Raw genomic sequence first — 23595 nt, 5'->3', positions numbered from 1 at the left:
GCGGCCGGTGGCTCGACGGTTCGGCGACGCCGTGCTAGCAAGGTGGGATGACCGCCACCGTCGACGACGTGGTCGCCGTCGCCGATTCGCACCGCTCCGAACTGCTCGCCTACTGCTACCGGATGACCGGCTCGCTGCACGATGCCGAGGATCTGGTGCAGGAGATCCTGGTGCGCGCCTGGCGGTCGGCGGATTCCTATGACCCGCAACGGGCTTCGCTGCGCACCTGGCTGTATCGGATCGCCACCAATGTCTGCCTCACCGCGTTGAAGAGCGCGCAGCGGCGGGCGCTGCCGGTCGATCTGGCGCAGCCGAATCCGGTGGTGGGGGCGGAGCGTCTCGATCGTTCGCCCGAACTGCCGTGGCTGGAGCCGTTCCCGGACGCGCTGCTCGGGGACGGCGATCCGGCCGCGGTGGTGGCGGCCAGAGAGAGCGTGCGGCTGGCGTTCGTGGCCGCGCTGCAACACCTTCCGCCATTGCAGCGCGCGGTGCTGATCCTGCGGGACGTGCTGGCGCTGCGGGCGGCCGAGGTGGCCGGGCTGCTCGATACCAGCACCGCCGCCGTCAACAGCGCCCTGCAGCGGGCGCACGCGCAGCTGTCCGGCGTCCAGGCCGGTCCCGCCGAACTCGGCGACGACGAGCAGCGCGAGCTGCTGAAGCGCTATGTCGAGGCGTTCGAGGCCATGGACATCGACGCCCTCAAGCGCATCCTGCGCGACGACGCCATGCTCCAGATGCCGCCGTTCCTGGCCTGGTTCCAGGGCCGCGACGCCGTCACCGCCTTCCTGGGCCGGGTCTTCGCCCGCGGCGAGGCCTTCCGCCTGCTACCCACTCGCGCCAACAACCGCCCGGCCCTGGCCGCCTATGTCAAACGCGGCGACGTGTTCGAGGCCGCCAACCTCCACGTCCTCACCCTCGACCGCGACGGCATAGCCCGCCTGGACCTGTTCCACTACCCGGACCTCTTCCGCCTGTTCGACCTCCCCGCCCGGCTGTGACGTGACATCCGTAGGCTTGGGAAGAACGCCCCGCCTCGCGGCGTTGCAGCAATGGCCGCGAGTTTCCGGCGAATTCGATTGAGGAGTCCGAAGACGTGTCATCGCATCCCTCCCTGCCGCCCCTGGTGGAGCCGGCGGCGGAGCTGACCCGGGACGAGGTCGCCCGCTACAGCCGCCACCTGATCATCCCGGACCTCGGGGTGGACGGTCAGAAACGCTTGAAGAACGCCAAGGTGCTGGTGATCGGCGCGGGCGGGCTGGGCTCCCCGGCGCTGCTGTACCTGGCCGCCGCGGGTGTCGGCACGCTCGGCATCGTGGAGTTCGACGAGGTCGATGCCTCCAACCTGCAGCGTCAGATCATCCACGGCGAGTCCGATATCGGCCGTTCCAAGGCGGACAGCGCCCGCGATTCGATTCTGGAGATCAACTCCGGAATCACCGTGGAGCTGCACAAGATTCGCCTCGAACCCGACAATGCGGTCGAGCTGTTCAGCCGCTACGACCTGATCGTCGACGGCACCGACAACTTCGCCACCCGCTACCTCGTCAACGACGCCGCGGTCCTGGCCGGCAAGCCCTACGTGTGGGGCTCGATCTACCGGTTCGAGGGCCAGGTCTCGGTGTTCTGGGAGGACGCCCCCGACGCGCCGGATGGCGAAAAGAGAGGCATCAACTACCGCGACCTCTACCCGGAGGCTCCGCCCCCGGGCATGGTCCCGTCCTGCGCCGAGGGTGGCGTGCTGGGCGTGCTGTGCGCCTCCATCGGCTCGATCATGGTGACCGAGGCGATCAAACTGATCACCGGTATCGGCGACCCGCTGCTGGGCCGGCTCATGGTGTACGACGCACTGGACATGAGCTACCGCACCATCAAGCTGCGCCGCGATCCGGAGCGTCAGCCCATCACCGAGCTCATCGACTACGACGCGTTCTGCGGCGTGGTGTCCGAGGAGGGCCAGGCCGCGGCCATCGGTTCCACCATCACCGCCCGTGAGCTCAAGGAGATGCTCGACGCCGGCAAGGATGTCGCCATCGTCGACGTGCGCGAGCCCGTCGAATGGGACATCGTCCGCATCGAGGGCGCGACCCTGATCCCCAAGGACCGCATCCTCTCCGGCGAGGCCCTGGCCGAGCTGCCCCAGAACACCCCGATCGTCCTGCACTGCAAGACCGGAATCCGCTCCGCCGAGGCGCTCGCGGCGCTCAAGAACGCCGGATTCTCGGACGCCACCCACCTTCAGGGCGGAATCATCGCCTGGGCCAACCAGGTCGACCCGTCGCTGCCGGTCTACTGAACGAAAGCGTCGATTTATCGGGACGCGACAACTGATTTCGGAAGGATTCGGGTAACTCCCCGGGGAGGTCCGAAATCGGTGACGCGCCCGACCGCCGGTCCCCGACGACACTCCGACGGCTCTCAGTCTGACCTTGAGTCGCGGGGAGGCGGTACAGCGGTACCGTACGCGCGTGACCATGACTGCTGTGGAACCTCCCGAGCACGTCCGCTCGACCTTCGGGTTGCGCGAGGAAGCGCCGGTTCCGCTGGGGAACTGGGACGGTGGCTGGCGTTGTGGCGATGTGGTCTTGAGCCCGGTCACTGATCATGCGCGAGCGGCGTGGTCGGCGAAGGTACGCGAGACCTTGCGGGTGGACGGGCTGCGCCTGGCGCGGCCGGTACGGGCCACCGATGGACGATATGTCGTATCCGGTTGGCGCGCCGACATCTTCCTCGAAGGGGCGCCGGAGCCGCGGCACGACGAAGTGGTGTCGCTGTCATTGCGCCTGCACCAGGTGACCGCGCGTCTGGAGCGTCCGCGTTTCCTGGCCGCGCAGCCGGTCGCGCCGTGGGTGGATGTGGATGTCTTCGCGGCCGCGGATCGCGCTGCGTGGGAAGCGGTTCCGCTGCGCAGTCTCAAGCTGGGCGGCATGCTGCCGACCACCTCCCCGGACGGCGACCGCAGTCAGATCCTGATCACCCAGCTGTCAACCCTGCGCAAGCCGGTGACCACTCCGGCGCAGCTGGTGCACGGCGATCTGTTCGGAACCGTCCTGTTCTCGGGCTCTTTCGCGCCCGGCCTCACGGACATCACCCCGTACTGGCGGCCGGCCCCCTGGGCGGCGGCGGTCATCGTGGTCGATGCCCTGTCCTGGGGCGGGGCCGACGACGGCCTGCTGGAACGCTGGGGCGATCTGCCCGAATGGCCGCAGATGCTGGTGCGCGCGGTCATGTTCCGTCTCGCCGTGCACGCCCTGCACCCGCGGTCCACCCCCGAGGCATTCCCGGGCCTGGCCCGGACCGCCGACATGATCCGCCTGCTTCTCTAGGGGCCTGGACAGACGGAAAGGCCGCGCCGGGCGACGAATCCGGCGCGGCCTTTCCGTTCCCCTGAGGATGGGGATCTCTGGAAGGGCGCGCTTCCAAAGTCATTGCCTGAGCCCACGGGCTTTCCGGGGTAACTACCTGAGAACCCCGAGAGTTGGGCGGGCTCAGACGTTGGCGTGGGCCAGGGAGGGTGCGCGTCCGACCGCGAAGGAGGAGCGCAGGTAGAACCACCAGCAGATCGCGCCCATGGCGAGGTAGGCCACCACGTAGCCCCAGAAGGCCGGATTCATGCTGTGGTAGTGGGTGTTCGACAGTCGCAGGGCCTGCTGCAGGATCCAGCCGCCCGCCGCGCCGATCGCGCCGATGACGCCGATGGCCGCACCCGCCTGCCGTTTCGCGGAGATCAGGGCCGCCCCGATGTCCTGACCGGTCTCCGAGGCGTGCCGCCGCGCTTCAGCGGTGAAGATCATCGGGATCATCCGGTAGGTCGACCCGTTGCCGATACCGCTGAACACGAACAGCAGCAGGAACGAGATCAGGTACAGCGGGAAGTTCTTGGCCGACAGTGACGCCACGATGAGCGCGGCGGCGGCCGCCATGCCACCGAAGACGTAAAGCGTGATCTTCGCGCCGCTGAGCTTGTCGGCGATCCAGCCGCCGAAGGGCCGGCTCATGGAACCCACGAGGGCGCCGAGGAAGGCCAGGTTGCCCAGGGTGCCCATCCAGCCGATCTTGGCCAGGCTCGGGAAGTTGGCCTTGAGCAGGGTGGGGAAGGCGAAGGAGAAGCCGATGAAGGAGCCGAAGGTGCCGATGTAGAGGATCGCCATCACCCAGGTGTGCTGGTTCTTCAGTGCCAGTTTGTAGGACTTACCATCGGATTTCGCGCCGGACAGCGAGTCCATGTAGCGCAGCGCGCCGAACAGGGCGACGAGGATGAACGGAATCCACACCAGCACAGCGAGAGTGATGCCGAACCGGTAGCCGCCCGGGTTCTTGGCCATGATGTGGGTGCCCAGCGTGATGATGAGCGGCACGAACAATTGTGTCTGTGCCACACCGAGATTGCCCCCCGCGGCATTGATGCCCAGCGCCGCGCCCTTCTTACCCTCGGGGAAGAAGAAGTTGATATTGGCCATCGACGACGAGAAGTTGCCGCCGCCGACACCCGCGAGTGCGGCCAGCACCATGAACACCCACATGGGTGTGCTCGGCTGGTTGATGAAATACGCCAGGCCCAGCGTGGGGATCAACAGCATGGCGGCGCTGAAGGCGGTGAACGCGCGGCCGCCGAAGCGCGGGATGGCGAAGGTGTAGGGCACGCGCAGGGCCGCGCCGACCAGGGTCGGGGTGGAGGTGAGCAGCAGCGCGTTGTTGACCGAGTCGGGATTCTTCGCACTCAGGAAGACGAATCCGGCCGAGCCCATGGCGGTCACCACACTGGCCCACAGCACCCAGACGCTGAATCCGAGGTTCTCGGCGAAAACGGAGAAGATCAGATTTTTCCCGGCGGTTTGTTTACCCCCGTTTTCCCAGAATTCACCGTTATCCGGTTCCCAGCGGTCGATCCACCGTCCGCGTCTTTGGAAGGCGAAGGTCGTTTCGGGCGCCTCTACTACGGTTGCCATGAGCAGCTGTCCTCTCGGCTGTCGCGACCGCCCTCATCATGGGTTCCCGGTCGTCGGGAGAACCGCTGCGGTCGCGTCCAACCGTAGGAAGCGCTTTTTACGTCCGAGTTTTTTTCGGTGACGGAGACGGTAATTCGGCCTCACCCGGCGGTGTGTCGCGTGGTGACCTTTCGGTTACTCGAATTTCGTATCAAGCGTCCGGTATTCGGCCATGAGCGAGTCGAGGAAGCAGTTGGCGGTGCGGGCCGCCCGTTCCGGATCGCCGTCGATGACCGCCTGCACCAGTTCGGCGTGCTCGTCGTGGTACGTCTCGCCCTCACGCTCGGACCGGAAGCGGATCCCGGCCGCGATGACGGGCAGCAGCGAGTCGTAGAACTCCAGGTATACCGCATTGTGGCTGGCGACCACTATGGCGCGGTGCAGTTGCACGTCGGCCTCGATGGCGGCGTCGAAGTCGGTGTCCCAGTTGCGGGTTCGTTCTTCGAGCACGCGTCGCAGGGTCGCGATGTCGGTGTCGTCGCGGCGCTCGGCGGCCAGCCGGGCGGCGGTGGTGTCGAGGGCCCGACGCAGCTCCAGGACGTCGCGCTGCTGGGCGTCGGCCAGGTACTCGGTGAGGGTGCCGCCGAGGGTGGAGGTGGAGATGACGTAGGTGCCCGAGCCCTGTCTGCGCTCGAGCATGCCGGCGTGCACCAGGGCCTGGACGGCCTCGCGCACGGTATTGCGGCCGGTGCCGGTGAGTTCGGTGAGTTCGGGTTCGGTGGGGATACGCGAGCCGACGGCCCAACGGCCGGAACGGATTTCGGCACGAAGCTGCTCGGTCACCTGGGCGATGAGGCTCGTGCGCCGGACTGGTTGCACGGGTGACAGCGTACCTTGCCTCACATTCGTTGCATCACATCATCGGGTCATCCTATGATTTACGGGTGACTGCGACGATGGATGAGACGATGGCCCCGGTGCGGGGCCTTTCCAATGCCCCGGGCGAGACGATCGGGTTCCGCCCCGAAATCTCGAAGCGGGCCCTGTTCGAGGGCCGCCTGCTCGTGCTCGTCGCCATCGTCATGTCCGCTCTCACCCTTCGCGTCGCCGTCACCGCGTTCACTCCGCTCGCCGCCCGGATCGGCCAGGACATCGGCTACTCCACCGCGGTGGTCGGCGTGTTCGGCATGCTGCCGACCGCCATGTTCGCCCTCGGCGGGCTGCTGACCCCGGTGCTGTCGCGTCGCCTGGGCCTGGAGACGACCGCCCTGGTGGCCATGCTCATGACCGGTGTCGGCTCGGTGATCCGCGCCCTGGTGCCCGCCACCTGGGAGCTGCTGGCCTTCTCCGCGCTGGCCCTGGCCGGCATGGGCATCGGCAATGTGGTGATCCCGCCCCTGGTCAAGCGGTACTTCTCGGATCGGCTGGCCGCGCTCAGCTCGGTCTACATCGTGATGGTGCAGCTGGGCACCGTCTTCCCGGCCCTGATCGCGGTGCCGGTCGCGGACGCGCACGGCTGGCGGCTGTCGCTGGGCATGTGGGCCGCGCTGGCCTTCGCCGCCGCGTTGCCGTGGATCGCGGTGCTGCGGGTGCGGCGTGACCACGCCCGGGTCGACACCACCGAATTGCCTTCGGACGCGGTCGAATCCACCGGCAGGGTGTGGCGCTCGCCGGTGGCCTGGGGCATGGCCTTCATGTTCGGCATGACCTCGCTGATCACCTATTCGCTGTTCACCTGGATGCCGACGATCTTCAGCGACGCCGGCGCCAGCGCCTCCTTCGGCGGCAGCATGGTCGGCATCTTCGCCCTCATCGGCCTGGTGGCGGCGCTGAGCGCACCGATCGTGGTGGGCCGCATGGCCAATCCGTTCCCGGTCGTCATCGGCTGCGCGGTGTTCTTCTTCATCGGATTCGCCGGTCTGCTGGTCGCGCCGATGAGCGCCCCGCTGCTGTGGGTGCTGGCGGTGGGCCTGGGCCCGTCGACCTTCCCGATGGCGCTGACCCTGATCAATCTGCGGACCCGTACCGGCGCCGGTTCGGCCGCGCTGTCCGGATTCACCCAGGGTGTCGGCTACACGGTGGCATGCGTGGGCCCGCTGCTGTTCGGCGCGCTGCACACGATGACCGGGGGTTGGCTGGCTCCGTTCGGCTTCCTGGTGGTGGCGGTCCTGATCCTGATGGCGGGCGCCTGGGTGGCGTGCAAGCCGCAGATGCTGGAAGACACCTGGAAATAAATTCACCGTTCGAGTTGCCGAGCCGTGAGGTTGGGGCCATGCTTTGTGGCAAGGCTCTCAACTTCCGGCTCGGTTACGCGTTTTCTCGCGTTTCCTGGCGATTTGTGGCCGCCGGAAATCCTTGTGTCACATAGCTGAAACATAAGGTCACTTCTCACGTTGGTTGCCCGGTATTCGTGAGCAACCGTTGATTTGCCGGTCATTTCGCGCAGCATCGACGCAATACCGATTTCCTACCTTGGGGCCATCCAGATTTCAGGAGGGCCTCTTGTTGACGACGCTGACCCGCAAGCGCGACATCGAGCATTGGGATGCCGAGGATGTCGTGGCTTGGGAAGCCGGTGGTAAGAACATCGCTCGCCGCAACCTGATCTGGTCGGTGTTCGCCGAGCACGTCGGGTTCTCGGTGTGGTCGATCTGGTCGGTCATGGTGCTGTTCATGCCGACCGACAAGTTCGGCATCGACCCGGCCGGCAAGTTCTTCCTGGGCGCGATGCCGACGCTGGTCGGCGGCTTCATGCGGATCCCGTACACCGTCGCCACCGCGAAGTTCGGCGGTCGCAACTGGACCATCGTGAGCGCGCTGCTGCTGCTGATCCCGACGCTGCTGACGCTGTACTTCATCAACCAGCCGGGCACCTCCTACACGACCTTCCTGGTCGTGGCGGCCTTCGCGGGCTTCGGCGGTGGCAACTTCTCCTCGTCGATGTCCAACATCAACGTCTTCTTCCCGCAGCGGCTCAAGGGCTGGGCGCTGGGCGTCAATGCGGGCGGCGGCAATATCGGCGTGCCGGTGGTGCAGCTGGTCGGTCTGGCGGTCATCGCCACCCTGGGCAACCACTACGGCAATGCCTCGGTGGTGTGCGCGGTCTACCTGGTCCTGATCGTGGTGGCGGCGGTGGGCGCGGCCCTCTACATGGACAACGTCAAGAACCAGAAGGCCGACCTGTCCTACATGCTCAAGGCGCTGCGGGTGCCGCAGTCCTGGGCCATCGCCTTCCTCTACATCGGCACCTTCGGTTCCTTCATCGGCTACAGCTTCGCCTTCGGCCAGGTGCTGCAGATCAGCTTCAAGGCCGGCGGCGCGAGCGTCGCCGCGGCCACCCTGCACGCCGCGCAGATCGCCTTCATCGGCCCGCTGCTGGGTTCGCTGGCCCGCCCCTACGGCGGCAAGTGGGCCGACCGTATCGGCGGCAGCAAGGTCACACTGCTCACCTTCGGCGCCATGACCGTGGCGGCCCTGGTGGTCACGGTGGCCTCGACCCTGGGTGATCGCTCCGGGCACCCGCAGGGCGGCGTGCTGGTGGCCATGATCGTCGGCTTCACCGCGCTGTTCGTCATCTCGGGCTTCGGCAACGGGGCCGTCACCAAGATCATCCCGTCGGTGTTCGAGGCCAAATCCCGCTCCCTGGACGGTGATTCGGCCACCCGGGCGGCCTGGGCCCGCAATACCTCGGGTGCGCTCATCGGCTTCGTCGGCGCCATCGGTGCGCTGGGCGGCGTCGGCATCAACCTGGTGCTGCGCTCCTCCTACGCCTCCACCAAGTCCGCGACCACCGCGTTCTGGGTCTTCATGGCCTTCTACATGGTCTGCGCCGTGGTCTGCTGGGCCGTCTTCATGCGCCGTCCGAGCCTGCGCTCGCTGACCTCCCAGACCACCGACGCCGATGTCGTCGTCGAGGCCGAATCCCTGGTCTTGCGAGCCGAATCGGCACTGGTCCTCGAGGCCGAAACCGGCTCCGCCGCAACCGATTCCTCGTCCACCTCGTCGGCTCGCGCCTGACGTCCATTCGCGAAAGGGACTGTCATGACCCACAGCATCGAACGCAAAACCGTTGTGGTGATCGGCCACGGCATGGTCGGACACCGCTTCGTGGAGGCGCTGCGCTCCCGTGACGAGGCCGGAACCTGGCAGGTCATCGTCCTCAGCGAGGAGAAGCTGGCCGCCTACGACCGCGTCGGCCTGTCCTCCTACGTCGGCATCTGGGAGGCGTCCGCGCTGGCGCTGCCCGGCAACGACTACGAGGGCGACACCCTGGTCGACGTCCGGCTCGGCGTGAAGGCCGACGCCATCGACCGCACCGCCCGCAAGGTCACCACCTCCACCGGCGAGGTGATCGGTTACGACGCACTGGTTCTCGCGACCGGCTCCTACGCCTTCGTGCCGCCGGTGCCGGGCCACGATGCCGAGGGCTGCTTCGTCTACCGCACCCTCGAGGACCTGGACGGAATCCGGGCCGCGGCCGAGGCGGCCGGTCCGGGCGCGGTCGGCATCGTGGTCGGCGGCGGTCTGCTCGGCCTGGAGGCGGCCAACGCGCTGCGCCTGCTGGGCATGACCCCGCACGTGGTCGAGTTCAACAAGTGGCTGATGCCGGCCCAGATCGACGAGGGCGGCGGCGCCATCCTCGAGAAGCTGGTGACCGAACTGGGTCTGGCCGTGCACACCGGTGTCGGCACCTCCTCGATCGAGACCGTCGAGGGCGCGCCGGTCGCCGAGCGGCTCTCGGTCAAGTTCTCCGATGAGAGCGAATTGCGCGCCGCGGTGGTGGTTTTCGCGGCCGGTGTGCGTCCCCGTGACGAAATCGCCCGTACCTCCGGGCTGGATGTCGGCGAGCGCGGCGGTGTCCTCACCGACCTGGGCCTGCGCACCTCGGACCCGAACATCTACGCGATCGGCGAGGTCGCCGCGGTGGAGGGCGTCTGCTACGGCCTGGTCGCCCCCGGCTACAACACCGCCGAGGTGGTCGCCGACCGCCTGCTCGGCGGTGCGGGCGAGTTCCCGGGCGCGGACCTGTCCACCAAGCTGAAGCTGCTGGGTGTGGACGTGGCTTCCTTCGGTGACGCGCACGCCCGCACCGAGGGCGCGCTGTCGGTGGTGCTGCACGATGCGGCCAAGGGCACCTACGCCAAGCTGGTCGTCTCCGATGACGCCCAGACCCTGCTCGGTGGTGTGCTGGTCGGTGACGCCACCCAGTACTCGGCGCTGCGCCCGCTGGTCGGCCGCCCGCTGCCGGCCGATCCGGCCGCGCTGATCTCCCCGGCGGGCGCGGAACTGGGCGCGGACGCGCTGCCCGACGACGCCCAGATCTGTTCCTGCAACAACGTGTCCAAGGGCTCGATCTGCGGCGCCATCGCCGACGGCGCCTGCGACGTGCCGGCCATCAAGAGCTGCACCAATGCCGGAACCTCCTGCGGCGGTTGCGTTCCCATGCTCAAGAAACTGCTGGAGCAGTCGGGTGTGGAGGTCTCCAAGTCGCTGTGCGAGCACTTCTCGCAGTCTCGCGCGGAGCTGTTCCACATCATCCAGTCGACCGGCATCCGCACCTTCTCGGGCCTGATCGCCAAGTACGGCACCGGAACCGGTTGCGACATCTGCAAGCCGACCGTCGCCTCCATCCTGGCGTCCACCTCGAGCGATCACATCCTCGACGGCGAGCAGGCCTCGCTGCAGGACACCAACGACCACTTCCTGGCCAACCTGCAGAAGAACGGCACCTATTCGGTGGTGCCGCGCATGCCCGGCGGTGAGGTCACCGCCGAGCAGCTCATCACCATCGGTGAGGTGGCCAAGGAGTTCGACCTGTACGTGAAGGTCACCGGTGGTCAGCGCATCGACCTGTTCGGTGCACGCGTGGAGCAGCTGCCGCTGATCTGGAAGCGCCTGGTGGACGTGGGCATGGAATCCGGTCACGCGTACGGGAAGTCGCTGCGCACGGTGAAGTCCTGCGTGGGTTCGACCTGGTGCCGTTACGGCCAGCAGGACTCGGTCGGCATGGCCGTGCTGCTCGAAAAGCGTTACCGCGGTTTGCGTTCCCCGCACAAGCTGAAGCTGGCGGTGTCGGGTTGCGCCCGTGAGTGCGCGGAGGCGCGCGGCAAGGACGTCGGCGTCATCGCCACCGAGCACGGCTGGAACCTGTACGTGGGCGGCAACGGCGGTCTGACCCCGAAGCATGCGGTGCTGCTGGCCGGCGAGCTCGACGACGAGACGCTGATCAAGTACATCGACCGCTACCTGATGTTCTACATCCGCACGGCCGACCGGCTGCAGCGCACCGCGCCGTGGCAGGAGGCCCTGGAGGGCGGCATCGACTACCTCAAGCAGGTCGTCTGCGAGGACAGCCTGGGCATCGCCGCGGATCTGGAAACGGCCATGGCCAAGCACGTCGAGGGCTACAGGGACGAGTGGGCCGCGGTGCTCGAGGACGACGGCAAGCTGTCACGCTTCGTGTCCTTCGTGAACGCGCCCGAGGAGTCGGACCCGACCATCGGTTTCGACGAGACCGGCGAGCGCAAGGTGCCCGTCCTGCTCGGAATCCCGGACATCCCGGTGAATGCGACCCACGCCACAGAGACCGCCACGCACGGGAAATGACTGCTTAACCGCGAGGAAACAGGGCGCCGGTACCAATAGGTAGGGCGTTCGGAGGAGAGTACCGATGACCGTGATCGACACACCCGGCACCGCAGTCACGACCGTTTCAGGTTGGACGCAGGCCTGCCGGCAGGACTATCTGATTCCCGGCCGCGGCGTGGCGGTCCTGCTGAAGGGCGGCCGCCAGGCGGCGCTGTTCCTCACCACCGACGGGACACTGTTCGCCGTAGGCAATATCGACCCCTTCGGGCGCGCGGCGGTCATGTCACGGGGTCTGGTGGGCGACCGCGGTGGCGTGCCGGTGGTGGCGTCGCCCCTGCTCAAGCAGGCCTTCTCGCTGATCGACGGGCGCTGCCTGGACGACGACTCCATTTCCCTGCCGGTCTATGCGGTCCGCGTCGCGGACGGTGCGGTCTCGGTGTCCAACGACCCCGTCCAATTCATCGGCGGTACGGCATGACCGAGGTTGACGGCGGTACCCCGCTGGCCGGCTTCACGGTCGGCATCACGGCCGCCCGGCGGGCCGAGGAACTCGGCACCCTGCTGGCCCGCCGGGGCGCGAATGTTGTTTCCGCCCCGGCCATCCGGATCATTCCGCTGGCCGACGACACCGAGCTGGAGCGGGTGACGCGGCAGCTGGTCGCGGCCCCGCCACAGATCACCGTGGCCACCACCGGCATCGGCTTCCGCGGCTGGATGGAGGCCGCGGAAGGCTGGGGCCTGGCCGAGGAACTGCGCGCCACGCTGGCCTCGACCCGCATGCTGGCCCGCGGCCCCAAGGCCAAGGGTGCAATCCGCGCTGCCGAACTGCGCGAAGAATGGTCTCCCGCTTCGGAATCCAGCGCCGAGGTGCTGGATCACCTGCTGGCCCAGGGGGTCGAGGGGGTCCGGATCGCGGTGCAGCTGCACGGCGCCACCACCGAGTGGGAGCCGGTGCCGGACTTCTGCGAGGTATTGCGCTGTGCCGGAGCCGATGTGGTTCCGGTCCCGGTCTACCGGTGGATTCCTCCGGAGGACCGTACTCCCATGGACCGCCTCATCGAGGGCATCGTCACCGCCGGACTGGATTGTGTGACCTTCACCAGCGCTCCGGCCGTGGCGTCACTTCTCATGCGCGCCAAGGAGACCGGGCTGCTCGAGGCCGTCCTGCACGCCTTCCGCACCCGGGTGCTGCCGGCCTGCGTCGGCCCCATCACGGCCGCGCCGCTGGAGGAGCTGGGCGTCACCACGTCCATGCCGGGCCGTGCCCGTCTGGGCGCACTGGCCCGCCACGTCGCCGAGGAACTTCCCCGCCGCGCCAACCGGATTCAGGCCGCCGGGCACGTGCTCAGCGTCCGCGGCGGCTGCGTCGTCGTGGACGGTCAGGTGCGCCAGCTGGCCCCCGCGCCCATGGCGCTCATGCGTTCCCTGGCCCGCCAGCCAGGCCGGGTCGTCTCTCGTGAGGACCTGCTCGCCGCCCTGCCCGGTGGAGGCGACGACACCCACGCCGTGGAGACCGCCATCGCCCGTCTCCGCGCGGGCCTCGGCACCCCCAAGGCCATCCAGACCGTCGTCAAGCGCGGCTACCGGCTGGCCCTCGACCCCGCCGAGTGCACCGACAACCCGCACCCGGAGGGTCCGAATCAGGCTGCGCGCCAGCCGGTTCCGGCACACACCCAGGGTCTGGGTGCGCGCCGCGACCTGCCGCCGCGCATCCCCGGCACCCGGGCGCCGCACGCGGAGGTCCCGCCGCCCGCGGCGGCGGCCCGCCGCCCGATCGCCCCGGTGAACGGGACGGCCCGCCCGGTGGGCTTCCCGGCGCAGTCCGTTTCCGCCGCCCGCCCCGCGGTGGCCGCCCGCCCCGGTCGTCCGGCCGGGAGCGCGTGGTGAGCGCGCCGGCGCTGGTACTGGTGGCGCACGGCACCAGGAGCGCGCGCGGCGTGGAGATGATCGCCGAACTGGCGGGAGCTGTTGCGCGGGAGCTGGGTGCGTCGGCGCTCGCACACGGTGTCCGCGGCGATATCGCCGAGACAGGTGCCGGTGCCGATTTCGGGGCCGCATCGGCATCATTGCGTGAGATCGCGGCTGTGTTCGATGGCGGCACCGCCGCTGTGTTCGATGGCGGCATCGCCGCTGTGTTCGATCGCGGCATCGCCGCTGTGTTCGATGGCGGCATCGCCGCCGCGGGCGCGCCGCGGGTGCGCACCGCGTTCGTGGATGTGCTGGGGCCTTCCCCGGCCGAGGTGTTGCGGGATCTGGATCCGGTTCCCGCCGTGGTGGTTCCGGCCTTCCTGGCCTCGGGGTACCACGTGTATCAGGACGTGCCGCGAGAGGTGGCCGCGAGTGCTCATACTGCGGTCGCGGTCACCCAAGCGATGGGCCCGGACCCGGCGCTGGCCGAGGTGATGCACCTGCGGCTGCGTGCCGCGGGCTGGCGGCCGGGAGACGCGGTGGTGTTCGCCGCCGCGGGATCCTCGGACGCGCGGGCGCGCCGGGATGTGCAGCGCGCGGCGAGCCTGCTCTCGGAGCGCGTCGGCACGACCGCCCACCTGGCCTATATTGCGACCGGCGAGCCCAAGGTTCCGGAAGTGGTTGCGGCGGTGCGGGCTTCGGGCGCGCACCGGGTCTTCGTGGCCTCCTACCTGCTCGCCCACGGGCTTTTCCACCAGCGCCTGCACGAGGCGGGTGCGGACGGTGTCGCCGAGCCGATCGGTGTGCATCCGGCCGTGGTGCGCTTGCTGACCGATCGCTACTTCGCGGCGATCGATTCGCTGACGGCCGTCCGGGTCGCCTGATCGGCACGGTCCGGGCCCGTTTCGGATTAGGGGCTCGCCCCGATCCGTTAGGGGCCCGGCCCGAACCGAATCGCTCAATTCCCCTATCACTTGGTGATTTTCGATTCGCGTGGCAACCTTTACCGCAATTCGGTAAAGATTCTGGAGGACCCCACGTGAAGAAGTTTGTCGTCGCCGCTGTGATCGCAGGCGGTATCGCCGGCCCGGCCGCCACCGCCGCCGCCGATTTCCCCACGATCTACGACCCGTGGACGGCGTGCATCCAGTCGGGCCAGACCTACGACCAGTGCCAGGCGCTGGTCAACAACACCCAGCCGACCGATCAGGGCGCGGGATTCGGCTGGACCGGTTCCGCCGCCTCCCATTCCTAAATAATTAAATTTCACATTTCGGGCCGACGCCGAATTGGCGTCGGCCCGAGTTGTCTCCGCGCGTCTCGCCGCCGCGATCGGCGCTTCGATCCCGGTCGCCTGATCTATATCCCGCTCACCGGTATTCGCCGGTTCTCTGCGGTCCGGCGGCGATCAGGATGGCGGGATGTCGCCCGAACATCCCGCCCGCCGCGCCGGACTCGCCTCGCAGGCGGAGGTGCGCGCCAAGCGCAAGGCCGAGTGGCTGGCACTCTTCGCGCCGGACGCGCGTGTCGAGGATCCGGTCGGCATCTCCCCGTATGATCCGGTGGGCGAGGGACATTCGGGCCACGAGGCCATTGCGGCCTTCTGGGACAAAGCGATCGAGCCCAGCCGAATCGAATTCGAGTGGGCCGATTCGTTCGCGTGCGGCGATGAAGCGGCCTTCACCGGGACCATTCGCAGCGCACGCCCCGAGGTGGTCGTCGAGGTCGATCTCGTCGCCGTCTACCGGGTGAATGCGGACGGGAAAATCGTTGCCCTGCGCGCGTTCTGGGAACTGGACCGCGCCCGCGCCACACGAAGCCGTCAGGCGATCTCATAGCCGCCGGTGCTGCCGGTCTGGATCCCGGGGTGCTCGAGGGATCGCGGTCGGCGGGTCGGGTAGGAGCTCACGGCAGTGAGGATGCGCCGATCGGGTGCCGAGCTGCCAGGGAACTACATCTGCCAGGGAACGACGTGGCCACCGCTGCTGCCGGTCTGAAATCCGTTCAGGAACGTGTCGAGCGCATTCAGTCCTGAGCTTCCGGGGATGCGGTTGGCGGCGCTGTAGTTGTAGTCGGCCGACTGCTGGCTGGTGGTGCCATCGGCGTTCTTCTGGGTGACGACGACATGCTGGTCTCCGTCCACCCGTGCGATTTGGACGGTGACGCCGTAGTTGGCGCCGTTGACGCCGCTGCAGCACGGTGTCAGTGCAAAGGGGCTGCCCCCCAGCGTGACTCCGTTGACCACAATCGTGACCGGGCTCGAAGTCGTCGCCTGCACGATGACATAGGCTCCGGAACACCCGTCGACCGCGCCGCCTTGGCAATCCACCCGGGTGGAGACCAGGCTTGCCGAGGCCGGGGCCGCTCCCATCACGAGCCCGGCGACGGCCGCGGATGTGAGAGTGATGATTCCGAATCCCTTGCGGAACAGGTTTTTCACGTTCATCGGTGGTGGATCTCCTTGCCTGTTCCCCGGATCGTCGCGGGGTGTTCGGCAGCTTATCCACCGTTCACATCATCTGAAATAACAACGCTTCAAATGGGTGTGCCCCTAGTTTCCGGGGGTCTGCAAGGCTGGGAACCAGATGTCGGTCAGCACATTCGCGGCTTCCTCGGCGGAGACGTCTATGGTGCCCTGCATGGCCCAGCGGGTGAAGAACCGTTCCAGTTGGGCGACAAGGAGTTCCACGCGCAGGTGGGCTTCGTCCTGGCGGTCGGCGGGCCAGCGGGACAGGTAGGAGCTCATGACATTGGGGAGGGCCATGATGCCCTCTCGTGCCACTTCCCGGAATTCGGGTTCCAGGGTGGTGGCCTCGTCCCAGGCGGGCAGTAGGTCCTTGTATTCCTGGAACCAGTCGATGGCGCGCCGCATCCAGGCGGCGAATTCCTCGCGTGAGCCGGTGTCGAGGACGTGGTCGAGGTCCTCGTAGAAGTGCTGGACGCTGGGCAGGGTGCCCTGTTCCGCGATTGCCCGCAGTACATCGGGTTTCCCGGTGAAGTGCAGGTAGAAGGTGGCGCGGCTGCATCCGACCGCGGCGGCGATGTCGTCGACGCGGACCGGCGCGTACCCCTGCGTGGTGAACAGCTGTTTGGCCGCGTCGATGAGCCGGCTGCGGGTCAGCCGTTTCTGTTCGTCGCGCAGCGATGTGCGGCGGGGCGTGTCGCTCTGGCCGGGTGTCTCGGGGTGGTCTACGTCGGATCGGGTCACGACTGAATGATAGACGCAAGTTCACTCACTAGACACACTGTCTAGCGACTGTTAGCGTGTGTGGCACGTCACGTCCGGCAGGGCTCTGTGACCCGTCGCCGAACCAGGAGAGTGAATTGGCTGCGCTATCTGCACACAATCGTGAATTGCCCAGGGTCTGCGTCATCGGCGCGGGCCCGTCGGGCATCACCGCCGCGAAGCGGCTCGCCGAATACGGCATCCCGTTCGACTGCTACGAAGCCTCCGACGAGGTGGGCGGCAACTGGTACTACAAGAACCCGAACGGCATGTCGGCCTGCTACCAGAGCCTGCACATCGACACCTCGAAGTTCCGGCTGCAGTTCGAGGACTTCCCGGCGCCGCAGGAATGGCCGGACTTCCCGCATCACAGCCAGTTGCACCAGTACTTCAAGGATTACGTCGACCACTTCGACATCCGCGATCGAATCATCTTCGGCAACAAGGTGATTTCCGCCGAGCGCGGCAGCGACGGCCTGTGGACGGTGACCACCGATCAGGGCCGCGTCGAGACCTACGACGCGCTGATCGTGGCCAATGGCCACCACTGGGATCCGCGCACCCCCGACTACCCGGGTGAATTCGACGGCACGCTGATCCATTCGCACGCCTACAACGACCCGTTCGACCCGATCGATATGCGCGGCAAGCGCGTCGTGGTGGTGGGCATGGGCAATTCGGGCCTGGACATCGCCTCGGAGCTGTCGCAGAAGTTCATCGCCTCGAAGCTGTGGGTCTCGGCCCGCCGCGGCGTGTGGGTGCTGCCCAAATACGTCAACGGCAAGGTCGGCGACACCCAGGTGGTGCCGCCATGGATGCCGCCTAAGGTGGCGCTCAAGCTCAAGCAGCGTTTCGTGGTCAAGAACCGCGGCCGCATGGAGGATTACGGCCTGCCCAAGCCGGATCACCTGCCCTTCGAGGCGCATCCGTCGGCGAGTGAGGAGTTCCTGCACCGGGTCGGCTGCGGCGATATCGATTTCAAGCCCGCCATCACCAAGCTGGACGGTAAGACCGTGCATTTCGCGGACGGTTCGTCCGAAGAGGTGGATGTGGTGGTGTGCGCCACCGGCTATCACATCAGCTTCCCGTTCTTCACCGATCCGGCGCTGCGGCCCGACGCGAGTAACAAGCTGCCGCTGTACCGCCAGATGATGAAGCCGGAGATCGACAATCTCTTCTATCTCGGCCTGGCCCAGCCGATGCCGACGCTGGTGAACTTCGCCGAGCAGCAGTCCAAGCTGGTCGCGGCGTACCTGTCGGGCAACTACCGGTTCCCGTCGCAGGCGGACATGACGGCGGCGATGGCGAAGGCGGAGGCTGAACGCGCCGAGCGCTATTACAACTCGCCGCGGCACACCATTCAGATCGACTTCGACGTCTACGTCCGCGAGCTGAAGAAGGAACTCACCGACGGCGCGCGCCGCGCCGCCGCCGCGGGCAACACGCTGCCGGTGCGCAGTCGCGCGCTGGTGCGGGCGTAAGGGGAGAAATGAACACAGCATCGCAAAGCGATTCCCGTAGGAGTGGCGGTGGGGCGACGGGTGGGCGCGACGTGGCTGGATTCTGTGCCGTCGAATTCGACGCTGTCCGTGCGGCTTTCGCCGAGCAGGTGGAGTCGGGCGCGGAGCTGGGCGCCTCGGTGTGCGTGACCGTGGACGGCGAAACGGTGGTGGATCTCTGGGGCGGCTGGGCCGATCCCGAGCAGACCAGGCCGTGGACCGCGGACACCCTGGTGAACACCTTCTCCATTACCAAGACCATGGTCGCGCTGAGCGTGCTGCTGCTGGTCGACCGCGGTGAGCTGGACGTGCACCAGAAGGTGGCCCACTACTGGCCGGAGTTCGCGGTCAATGGCAAGGCCGATATCGAAGTGCGGCACCTGCTTTCGCACACCTCGGGCGTTTCCGGCTGGGAGGCCCCGATCGTGTTGTCGGACATCTACGACATCGACGCGGCCTCGGATCGCCTTGCGGCGCAGGCACCCTGGTGGGAGCCGGGCACCGTCTCGGGTTATCACGCCATGAACTACGGCCACCTGCTGGGCGCGGTGATCAAGCGCGTCACCGGCCGCCCGCTGGGCAGCTTCTTCGCGGAGGAGCTGGCGCAGCCGCTGGGCGCGGACTTCCACATCGGCACGCCCGCAGCCGATTTCGACCGCATCGCCACCCTGGTGCCGCCGGATCTCCCCGAGTTCGATCAGTCGCTGCTGCCGCAGGACAGCGTTATGTTCAAGACGCTGTTCCAGCCCCTGCTCGACTTCGCCGAGTGCGCGACCCCGGGCTGGCGGCAGGCGGAGCTGGGCGGCATGGGCGGCCACGGCAATGCCCGCTCCATCGCCCGGCTGCAGTCGGTGATCAGCAATGGCGGCGAGCTGGACGGCCGGAAGTTCCTGTCGGACAAGACCATCGACCTGATCTTCGAGCAGCAGTCCGATGGGGTGGACCTGGCCATCCTGCTGCCGCTGCGCTTCGGCATCGGCTACGGCCTGCCGCACGCGCAGACCGCCCCGCAGGTGCCGGACGGCCGCGTCTGCTGGTGGAACGGACTGGGTGGCGCGCACGTCGTCAACGACCTGGACCACCGCGTCACGTTCGCCTACGCCATGAACCGCATGGCCCCCGGCCTGATCGGCTCCGAGCGGGCCGACGCCTATATGAAGGCGACCTTCGACACAGTGAGGGAACGTGCGTGACGGGCTTCACTCGGGCAAGCTGCGAAGGTTCGCGCAATCGGATTCGAGGACTTGATTCATGACCAACGCTGTTGATCTCCAGGCTCTGGCCGCGCAGGTGGCCGGGAAGCTGACCGGGCCGGGCGGGCCGTTCGAGATGACGGTCGAGCCGGTGCTCGGGGCGCCGCTGCCGGTGTTCAAGAACCGCCACCGATCGCTGCTGGAGCTGTTGGAAGCGTCCCGTGAGCTGGGCGATCGCGAGTATCTGGTGTCCGCGCGAACCCGCTACACCTTCGCCGAGCATTACGCGGCCGCGAGCGCGCTCGCTGCCGCGCTGGCCGAGCGCTATGGCGTCGGCAAGGGCGACCGCGTCGGCATCCTGGCCGCCAATAACCCCGAGTGGGTGCTGACCTTCTGGGCCGCGCAGCGGCTGGGTGCGATCCCGGTCGGCTACAACGCGTGGTGGGTGCCGCGCGAGATCGCCTACGGCCTCGATCACTCCGCCCCGAAGGTCGTGATCGCCGATGCAAAGCGCGCTGCGCTGGCCGCGGAGACCGGTACGAACATTCCGGTGCTGACCATGGAAACCGACCTGCCCGCGCTGATCGCGGAATTCGCCGGCGGCAATCCGAGCGCGGAAGTGGGCGAGGACGATCCAGCGATCATCCTCTACACCTCGGGCACGACCGGCCGCCCGAAGGGTGTGGTGCACACCCAGCAGAACTTGGTGGCCGTGGCCGACTACCACCGGTTCATGGACGCCCTCGCGGCCGGATTCCGCGGGCAGGCGTGGGACGGTTCCCCGGCGGGTCGCCGTTATCTGGCGACCATGCCGCTGTTCCACATCGCGAGCCTGCACAACCTGTCGATCCCGCGGCTCACCACCGGCGACGCGGTCGTCTTCCCGACCTCGGGCGAGTTCGATGCCGAATCACTGCTGAAGCTGGTCGAGACCGAGAAGGTCACCAACTGGGCGGCGGTGCCGACGCTGGCGAGTCGCATTCTCGGCGTGGATATCTCGAAGTACGACCTGTCCTCGCTGACCGCGTTCTCGCTCAACTCCGCCCCGTCGTCTCCGGCACTGGTGCAGCGGCTGCGGGAGCGGTTCCCGGTCGCCCTGCAGGGCCTCACCACCAGTTACGGGTGCACCGAGTCCGGTACCGCCGCGACCGTGGCAACCCCGCCGGAGCTGGCCGCCGACAACGAGACCGTCGGCCGCGCAGTGGTCGGTGTCTCACTCGAGGTTCGCGACCCCGATGGCAAGCCCGTGCCCGACGGTGAAGAGGGTGAGATCTGCATCCGCAGCCCGTACGTCATGCTCGGCTACTGGAACAACGAGGATGCGACCAAGGCGGCCATCGACGAGAACCGCTGGCTGCGCACCGGCGATTACGGCACCCTGCGTGACGGCAAGCTCTACATATCCGGTCGCCGTTCGGATCTCATCCTGCGTGGTGGCGAGAACGTCTACCCGCAGGAGATCGAGAACGTCCTCGACGAGCACCCGCTGGTGCGGGAGTCGGCCGTGATCGGTGTCCCGCACGAGGATCTCGGCCAGGAGGTCGCAGCCATCGTGGTGGTCGACGATCCGGAGTCGTTGTCCGAGGACGAGTTGCGTGAGCATGTGGCCAGGCAGCTGGCCTATTTCAAGGTGCCCGCTCGCTGGCTGGTCACCGCGGATCCGCTGCCGCGCAATGCCACCGGCAAAGTATTGCGCCGCAATCTATCCCTGGGAAAGTGAATTCCTGTGTACGACACCATCATCAAGAACGGACGCTGGTTCGACGGCACCGGCGCACCCTCGGCCATCCGCAATCTCGGCATCCGTGACGGCCGGGTGGCGACCGTGTCGGCCGCGCCGCTGGACGAGACCAGCTGTGCGCGAGTGATCGACGCGACCGGTCGCTGGGTCATGCCCGGCATGATCGACATTCACACCCACTATGACGTGGAGGTGCTGCTGGATCCGACGCTGTCGGAGTCGCTGCGGCACGGCGTCACCACGCTGCTGCTCGGGTCGTGCTCGCTGTCCACCGTGCATGTCGGCGGTTCGGACGCGGGTGACCTGTTCGGCCGGGTGGAGGCGATTCCGCGCAAGCACGTGGTCGAGGCGGTGGACGCGCTGAAGACCTGGAACAGCGCGCACGGCTATGTGACGGCGCTGGAGTCGCTGCCGCTGGGCCCGAATGTCGCTGCCTTCATCGGTCATTCGGATATCCGGGCGTCCCAGCTGGGCTTGCAGCGGGCCACCGATCCGGATGTGCAGCCGACCGAGTCCGAGCTGACGGCCATGGAGCACAAGCTGACCGAGGCGCTGGACGCCGGATTCGTCGGCATGTCCTCGCAGCAGCTGCTGTTCGACAAGCTGGACGGCGAGGTGTGCCGGTCGCGGACGCTGCCGTCGACCTATGCCACCGCCAAGGAACGGCGGCGGCTGAATCGCATTCTGCGCGATCGCAAGCGGGCATTGCAGGGCGGTCCCGACGTCGCCAAGCCGCAGAGCATGCTCGGCATGGCAGCCAGCAGCCTGGGCTTCTTCCGGCCCAAGCTGAAGGTGAGCCTGCTGTCGGCGGCCGACATCAAGGCGATTCCCGGTGTGGTGAAGGTCTTTCCGCTGCTGGGCCGGATCATCAACGGGCTCGGCGGCGACTTCCGCTGGCAGCATCTGCCGGTGCCGTTCGAGGTGTACTCCGACGGCATCGATCTGCCGGTGTTCGAGGAATTCGGCTCCGGCGCCGCGGCTCTGCACCTGTCGAACCAGCTGGAGGAGCGCCGGGAACTGCTGGCCGATGAGAACTACCGCCGCTGGTTCCGCAAGGACTACGACAAGAAGTGGGGTCCGCGGGTCTGGCATCGAGACTTCTTCGACGCCGAGATCACCGAGTGCCCGGATGCGAGCGTGATCGGCAAGACCTTCGGTCAGGTCGGCGTGGATCGCGGCGGCGTGCATCCGGTTGACGCCTTCCTGGATCTGGTGGTGGAGTACGGGCCCAAGGTGCGCTGGCGCACCACCATCTCCAATCACCGGCCCGAGGTGCTGGATGTGCTGGCCGCGGATCCCAGCGTGCAGCTGGGCTTCTCGGACGCCGGCGCGCATCTGCGGAACATGGCCTTCTACAACTTCGGCCTGCGGCTGCTGAAGCGTGTGCACAAGGCGCAACAGGCGGGGCGGCCGTTCATGACGGTCGAGCACGCCGTGCACCGGGTGTCCGGCGAGCTGGCCGACTGGTACCACCTGGATGCCGGGCACCTGCGCGAGGGCGATCGGGCCGATGTGCTGATCATCGATCCGGCGAGGCTGGACGACAGCCTGGAAGCCTATGCCGAGAACCCGATTCCGGAGTTCGACAATCTCTCCCGCATGGTCAACCGCAATGACGACACCGTCACCGCGGTGCTGGTGAACGGCGAGTTCGTCTTCGGGCTGGGGGAGAAGGCCGACACCCTGGGCAAGGAACGCACCGGCGAATTCCTGCGGGCAGGTGGCCGATGAATGCCCGTAGATTCGACGGCCGTGCCGCGGTCGTCACCGGGGCGGCCTCCGGTATCGGTGCAGCCATCGCCGCCGCACTGATCGCCGAGGGCGCGAACGTCGTCGGCCTCGACATCGACGAGGCCGGCCTCGGGAAGAAGGCCGCCGAACTCGGCGACGCCTTCGTGCCCGTGGTCACCGACGTCACCGACGAAGCCCAGGTGGAGGCCGGGATCGCCACCGCCGCAACCCGTTTCGGCCGCCTCGACGCGGCCTTCAATGTGGCGGGCGCGTCCCGAATCGGCGCGGTCACCGACCTGACCGAAGCCGACTGGGACTTCACCATCGACCTGATTCAGAAGAGCGTCTTCCTGTGCACCAAACATGAAGCGCGCCTGATGAAGTCGACCGGCGGCGGCGCGATCGTCAACATCTCCTCGCTCGACGCCCGCGTCCCCATGCCCGGTGGCAGCCCCTACTCCACCGGCAAGGCGGGCGTGGTCATGTTCACCAAGAACGCGGCCCTGGAGCTGGCCCAGTTCCGCATCCGGGTGAACGCCATCCTCCCCGGGCTGGTGGACACCCCGCTGGTCGCGGCGGTCATGGGCTACGAGCCCGCCAAACAGATGTTCCTGGATCGCATCCCGATGGGCGCGCCCGCCACCCCGGAACAGATCGCCGCCCCCAGTCTGTTCCTCGCCTCCGACGACGCCTCCTACATCACCGGCATCGACATGGTGGTGGACGGCGGCTGGGAGCTGAGCAACTTCCCGAACTTGGCAAAGCTCGCGGGCTGAGCCGAGAA

General features: G+C 67.6%; 19 protein-coding genes and 1 pseudogene. 16 read left to right on the top strand and 4 right to left on the bottom strand.

Features of this window, described 5'->3' with window-relative positions; genetic code table 11:
- Positions 1-47: 47 nt before the first annotated feature.
- The 3 genes from ACIRRA_RS17150 (at position 48) to ACIRRA_RS17140 (ending at position 3323) form a co-directional block, all read left to right on the top strand.
- A complete protein-coding gene (locus tag ACIRRA_RS17150; protein WP_402768481.1) occupies positions 48-998 on the top strand; it encodes a sigma-70 family RNA polymerase sigma factor in 951 nt (316 codons plus the stop codon).
- Positions 999-1093: 95 nt separating this feature from the next.
- Entirely contained in the window at positions 1094-2293 is a 1200-nt protein-coding gene (gene moeZ / locus ACIRRA_RS17145) for an adenylyltransferase/sulfurtransferase MoeZ (protein WP_402768478.1), read from the top strand.
- Positions 2294-2471: 178 nt separating this feature from the next.
- Positions 2472-3323, top strand: coding sequence for a TIGR02569 family protein (locus tag ACIRRA_RS17140; RefSeq protein ID WP_402768720.1), 852 nt, complete (start codon positions 2472-2474; stop codon positions 3321-3323).
- A gap of 162 nt (positions 3324-3485) precedes the next feature.
- On the opposite strand, the gene ACIRRA_RS17135 is transcribed toward ACIRRA_RS17140, so the two are convergent.
- Together ACIRRA_RS17135 and ACIRRA_RS17130 are read right to left on the bottom strand one after the other, a co-directional pair.
- A complete protein-coding gene (locus tag ACIRRA_RS17135; RefSeq protein ID WP_402768475.1) occupies positions 3486-4946 on the bottom strand; it encodes an MFS transporter in 1461 nt (486 codons plus the stop codon).
- A gap of 174 nt (positions 4947-5120) precedes the next feature.
- Positions 5121-5804, bottom strand: a complete 684-nt coding sequence (locus tag ACIRRA_RS17130; protein WP_357002164.1) for a FadR/GntR family transcriptional regulator — start codon at positions 5802-5804, stop codon at positions 5121-5123.
- A gap of 65 nt (positions 5805-5869) precedes the next feature.
- On the opposite strand from ACIRRA_RS17130, the gene ACIRRA_RS17125 reads away from it, so the two are divergent.
- From ACIRRA_RS17125 to ACIRRA_RS17090, 8 genes and pseudogenes are all read left to right on the top strand, one after another.
- Positions 5870-7159 carry an MFS transporter gene (locus ACIRRA_RS17125; RefSeq protein ID WP_402768472.1) on the top strand — a complete coding sequence of 430 codons (1290 nt, stop codon included), beginning with the start codon at positions 5870-5872 and terminating at the stop codon, positions 7157-7159.
- 268 nt (positions 7160-7427) lie between these two features.
- The gene (locus tag ACIRRA_RS17120; protein WP_402768470.1) at positions 7428-8942 is read left to right on the top strand and encodes a nitrate/nitrite transporter; all 1515 of its coding nucleotides are present in this window, start codon (positions 7428-7430) and stop codon (positions 8940-8942) included.
- A gap of 24 nt (positions 8943-8966) precedes the next feature.
- Positions 8967-11531, top strand: a complete 2565-nt coding sequence (nirB, locus tag ACIRRA_RS17115; RefSeq protein ID WP_402768467.1) for a nitrite reductase large subunit NirB — start codon at positions 8967-8969, stop codon at positions 11529-11531.
- A 64-nt stretch (positions 11532-11595) separates the two neighbouring features.
- Positions 11596-11991: a nitrite reductase small subunit NirD gene (gene nirD / locus ACIRRA_RS17110; protein ID WP_402768464.1), complete on the top strand. Its 396-nt coding sequence runs from the start codon at positions 11596-11598 to the stop codon at positions 11989-11991.
- Positions 11988-13133: pseudogene (locus tag ACIRRA_RS17105) on the top strand (uroporphyrinogen-III synthase); the annotation flags it as partial. The gene nirD and the pseudogene ACIRRA_RS17105, both read left to right, overlap by 4 nt.
- Positions 13134-13660: 527 nt before the next feature.
- Positions 13661-14305 (top strand): sirohydrochlorin chelatase, encoded by a 645-nt coding sequence (locus ACIRRA_RS17100; protein ID WP_402768717.1) that lies wholly within the window; start codon positions 13661-13663, stop codon positions 14303-14305.
- A gap of 155 nt (positions 14306-14460) precedes the next feature.
- Positions 14461-14676, top strand: coding sequence for a hypothetical protein (locus tag ACIRRA_RS17095; RefSeq protein ID WP_357002179.1), 216 nt, complete (start codon positions 14461-14463; stop codon positions 14674-14676).
- Between the two features lie 166 nt (positions 14677-14842).
- Positions 14843-15259 carry a nuclear transport factor 2 family protein gene (locus tag ACIRRA_RS17090; protein WP_402768461.1) on the top strand — a complete coding sequence of 139 codons (417 nt, stop codon included), beginning with the start codon at positions 14843-14845 and terminating at the stop codon, positions 15257-15259.
- A 113-nt stretch (positions 15260-15372) separates the two neighbouring features.
- Here ACIRRA_RS17090 and ACIRRA_RS17085 read toward each other — a convergent pair whose 3' ends face one another.
- Both ACIRRA_RS17085 and ACIRRA_RS17080 read right to left on the bottom strand, forming a co-directional pair.
- Positions 15373-15867, bottom strand: a complete 495-nt coding sequence (locus ACIRRA_RS17085; protein WP_402768459.1) for a hypothetical protein — start codon at positions 15865-15867, stop codon at positions 15373-15375.
- Positions 15868-15972: 105 nt separating this feature from the next.
- The gene (locus ACIRRA_RS17080) at positions 15973-16629 is read right to left on the bottom strand and encodes a TetR/AcrR family transcriptional regulator (protein ID WP_402768456.1); all 657 of its coding nucleotides are present in this window, start codon (positions 16627-16629) and stop codon (positions 15973-15975) included.
- A gap of 146 nt (positions 16630-16775) precedes the next feature.
- On the opposite strand from ACIRRA_RS17080, the gene ACIRRA_RS17075 reads away from it, so the two are divergent.
- The 5 genes from ACIRRA_RS17075 to ACIRRA_RS17055 all read left to right on the top strand — a co-directional run bounded on the left by ACIRRA_RS17075 (position 16776) and on the right by ACIRRA_RS17055 (position 23587).
- Complete coding sequence (locus ACIRRA_RS17075; protein ID WP_402768454.1) at positions 16776-18128, top strand: flavin-containing monooxygenase; 1353 nt, start codon at positions 16776-16778, stop codon at positions 18126-18128.
- 71 nt (positions 18129-18199) lie between these two features.
- Positions 18200-19339, top strand: a complete 1140-nt coding sequence (locus ACIRRA_RS17070) for a serine hydrolase domain-containing protein (protein ID WP_402768451.1) — start codon at positions 18200-18202, stop codon at positions 19337-19339.
- A 58-nt stretch (positions 19340-19397) separates the two neighbouring features.
- Positions 19398-21059, top strand: a complete 1662-nt coding sequence (locus ACIRRA_RS17065; RefSeq protein WP_402768449.1) for a class I adenylate-forming enzyme family protein — start codon at positions 19398-19400, stop codon at positions 21057-21059.
- Between the two features lie 6 nt (positions 21060-21065).
- Positions 21066-22811: an amidohydrolase family protein gene (locus ACIRRA_RS17060; RefSeq protein WP_402768446.1), complete on the top strand. Its 1746-nt coding sequence runs from the start codon at positions 21066-21068 to the stop codon at positions 22809-22811.
- Complete coding sequence (locus ACIRRA_RS17055; RefSeq protein ID WP_402768444.1) at positions 22808-23587, top strand: SDR family NAD(P)-dependent oxidoreductase; 780 nt, start codon at positions 22808-22810, stop codon at positions 23585-23587. The genes ACIRRA_RS17060 and ACIRRA_RS17055 overlap by 4 nt, the downstream gene beginning before the upstream one ends.
- Positions 23588-23595 lie beyond the last annotated feature (8 nt).

Source organism: Nocardia sp. NPDC101769, assembly GCF_044766925.1.
Lineage (GTDB): Bacteria > Actinomycetota > Actinomycetes > Mycobacteriales > Mycobacteriaceae > Nocardia.
This window is presented reverse-complemented; position numbering and strand designations above follow the sequence as displayed.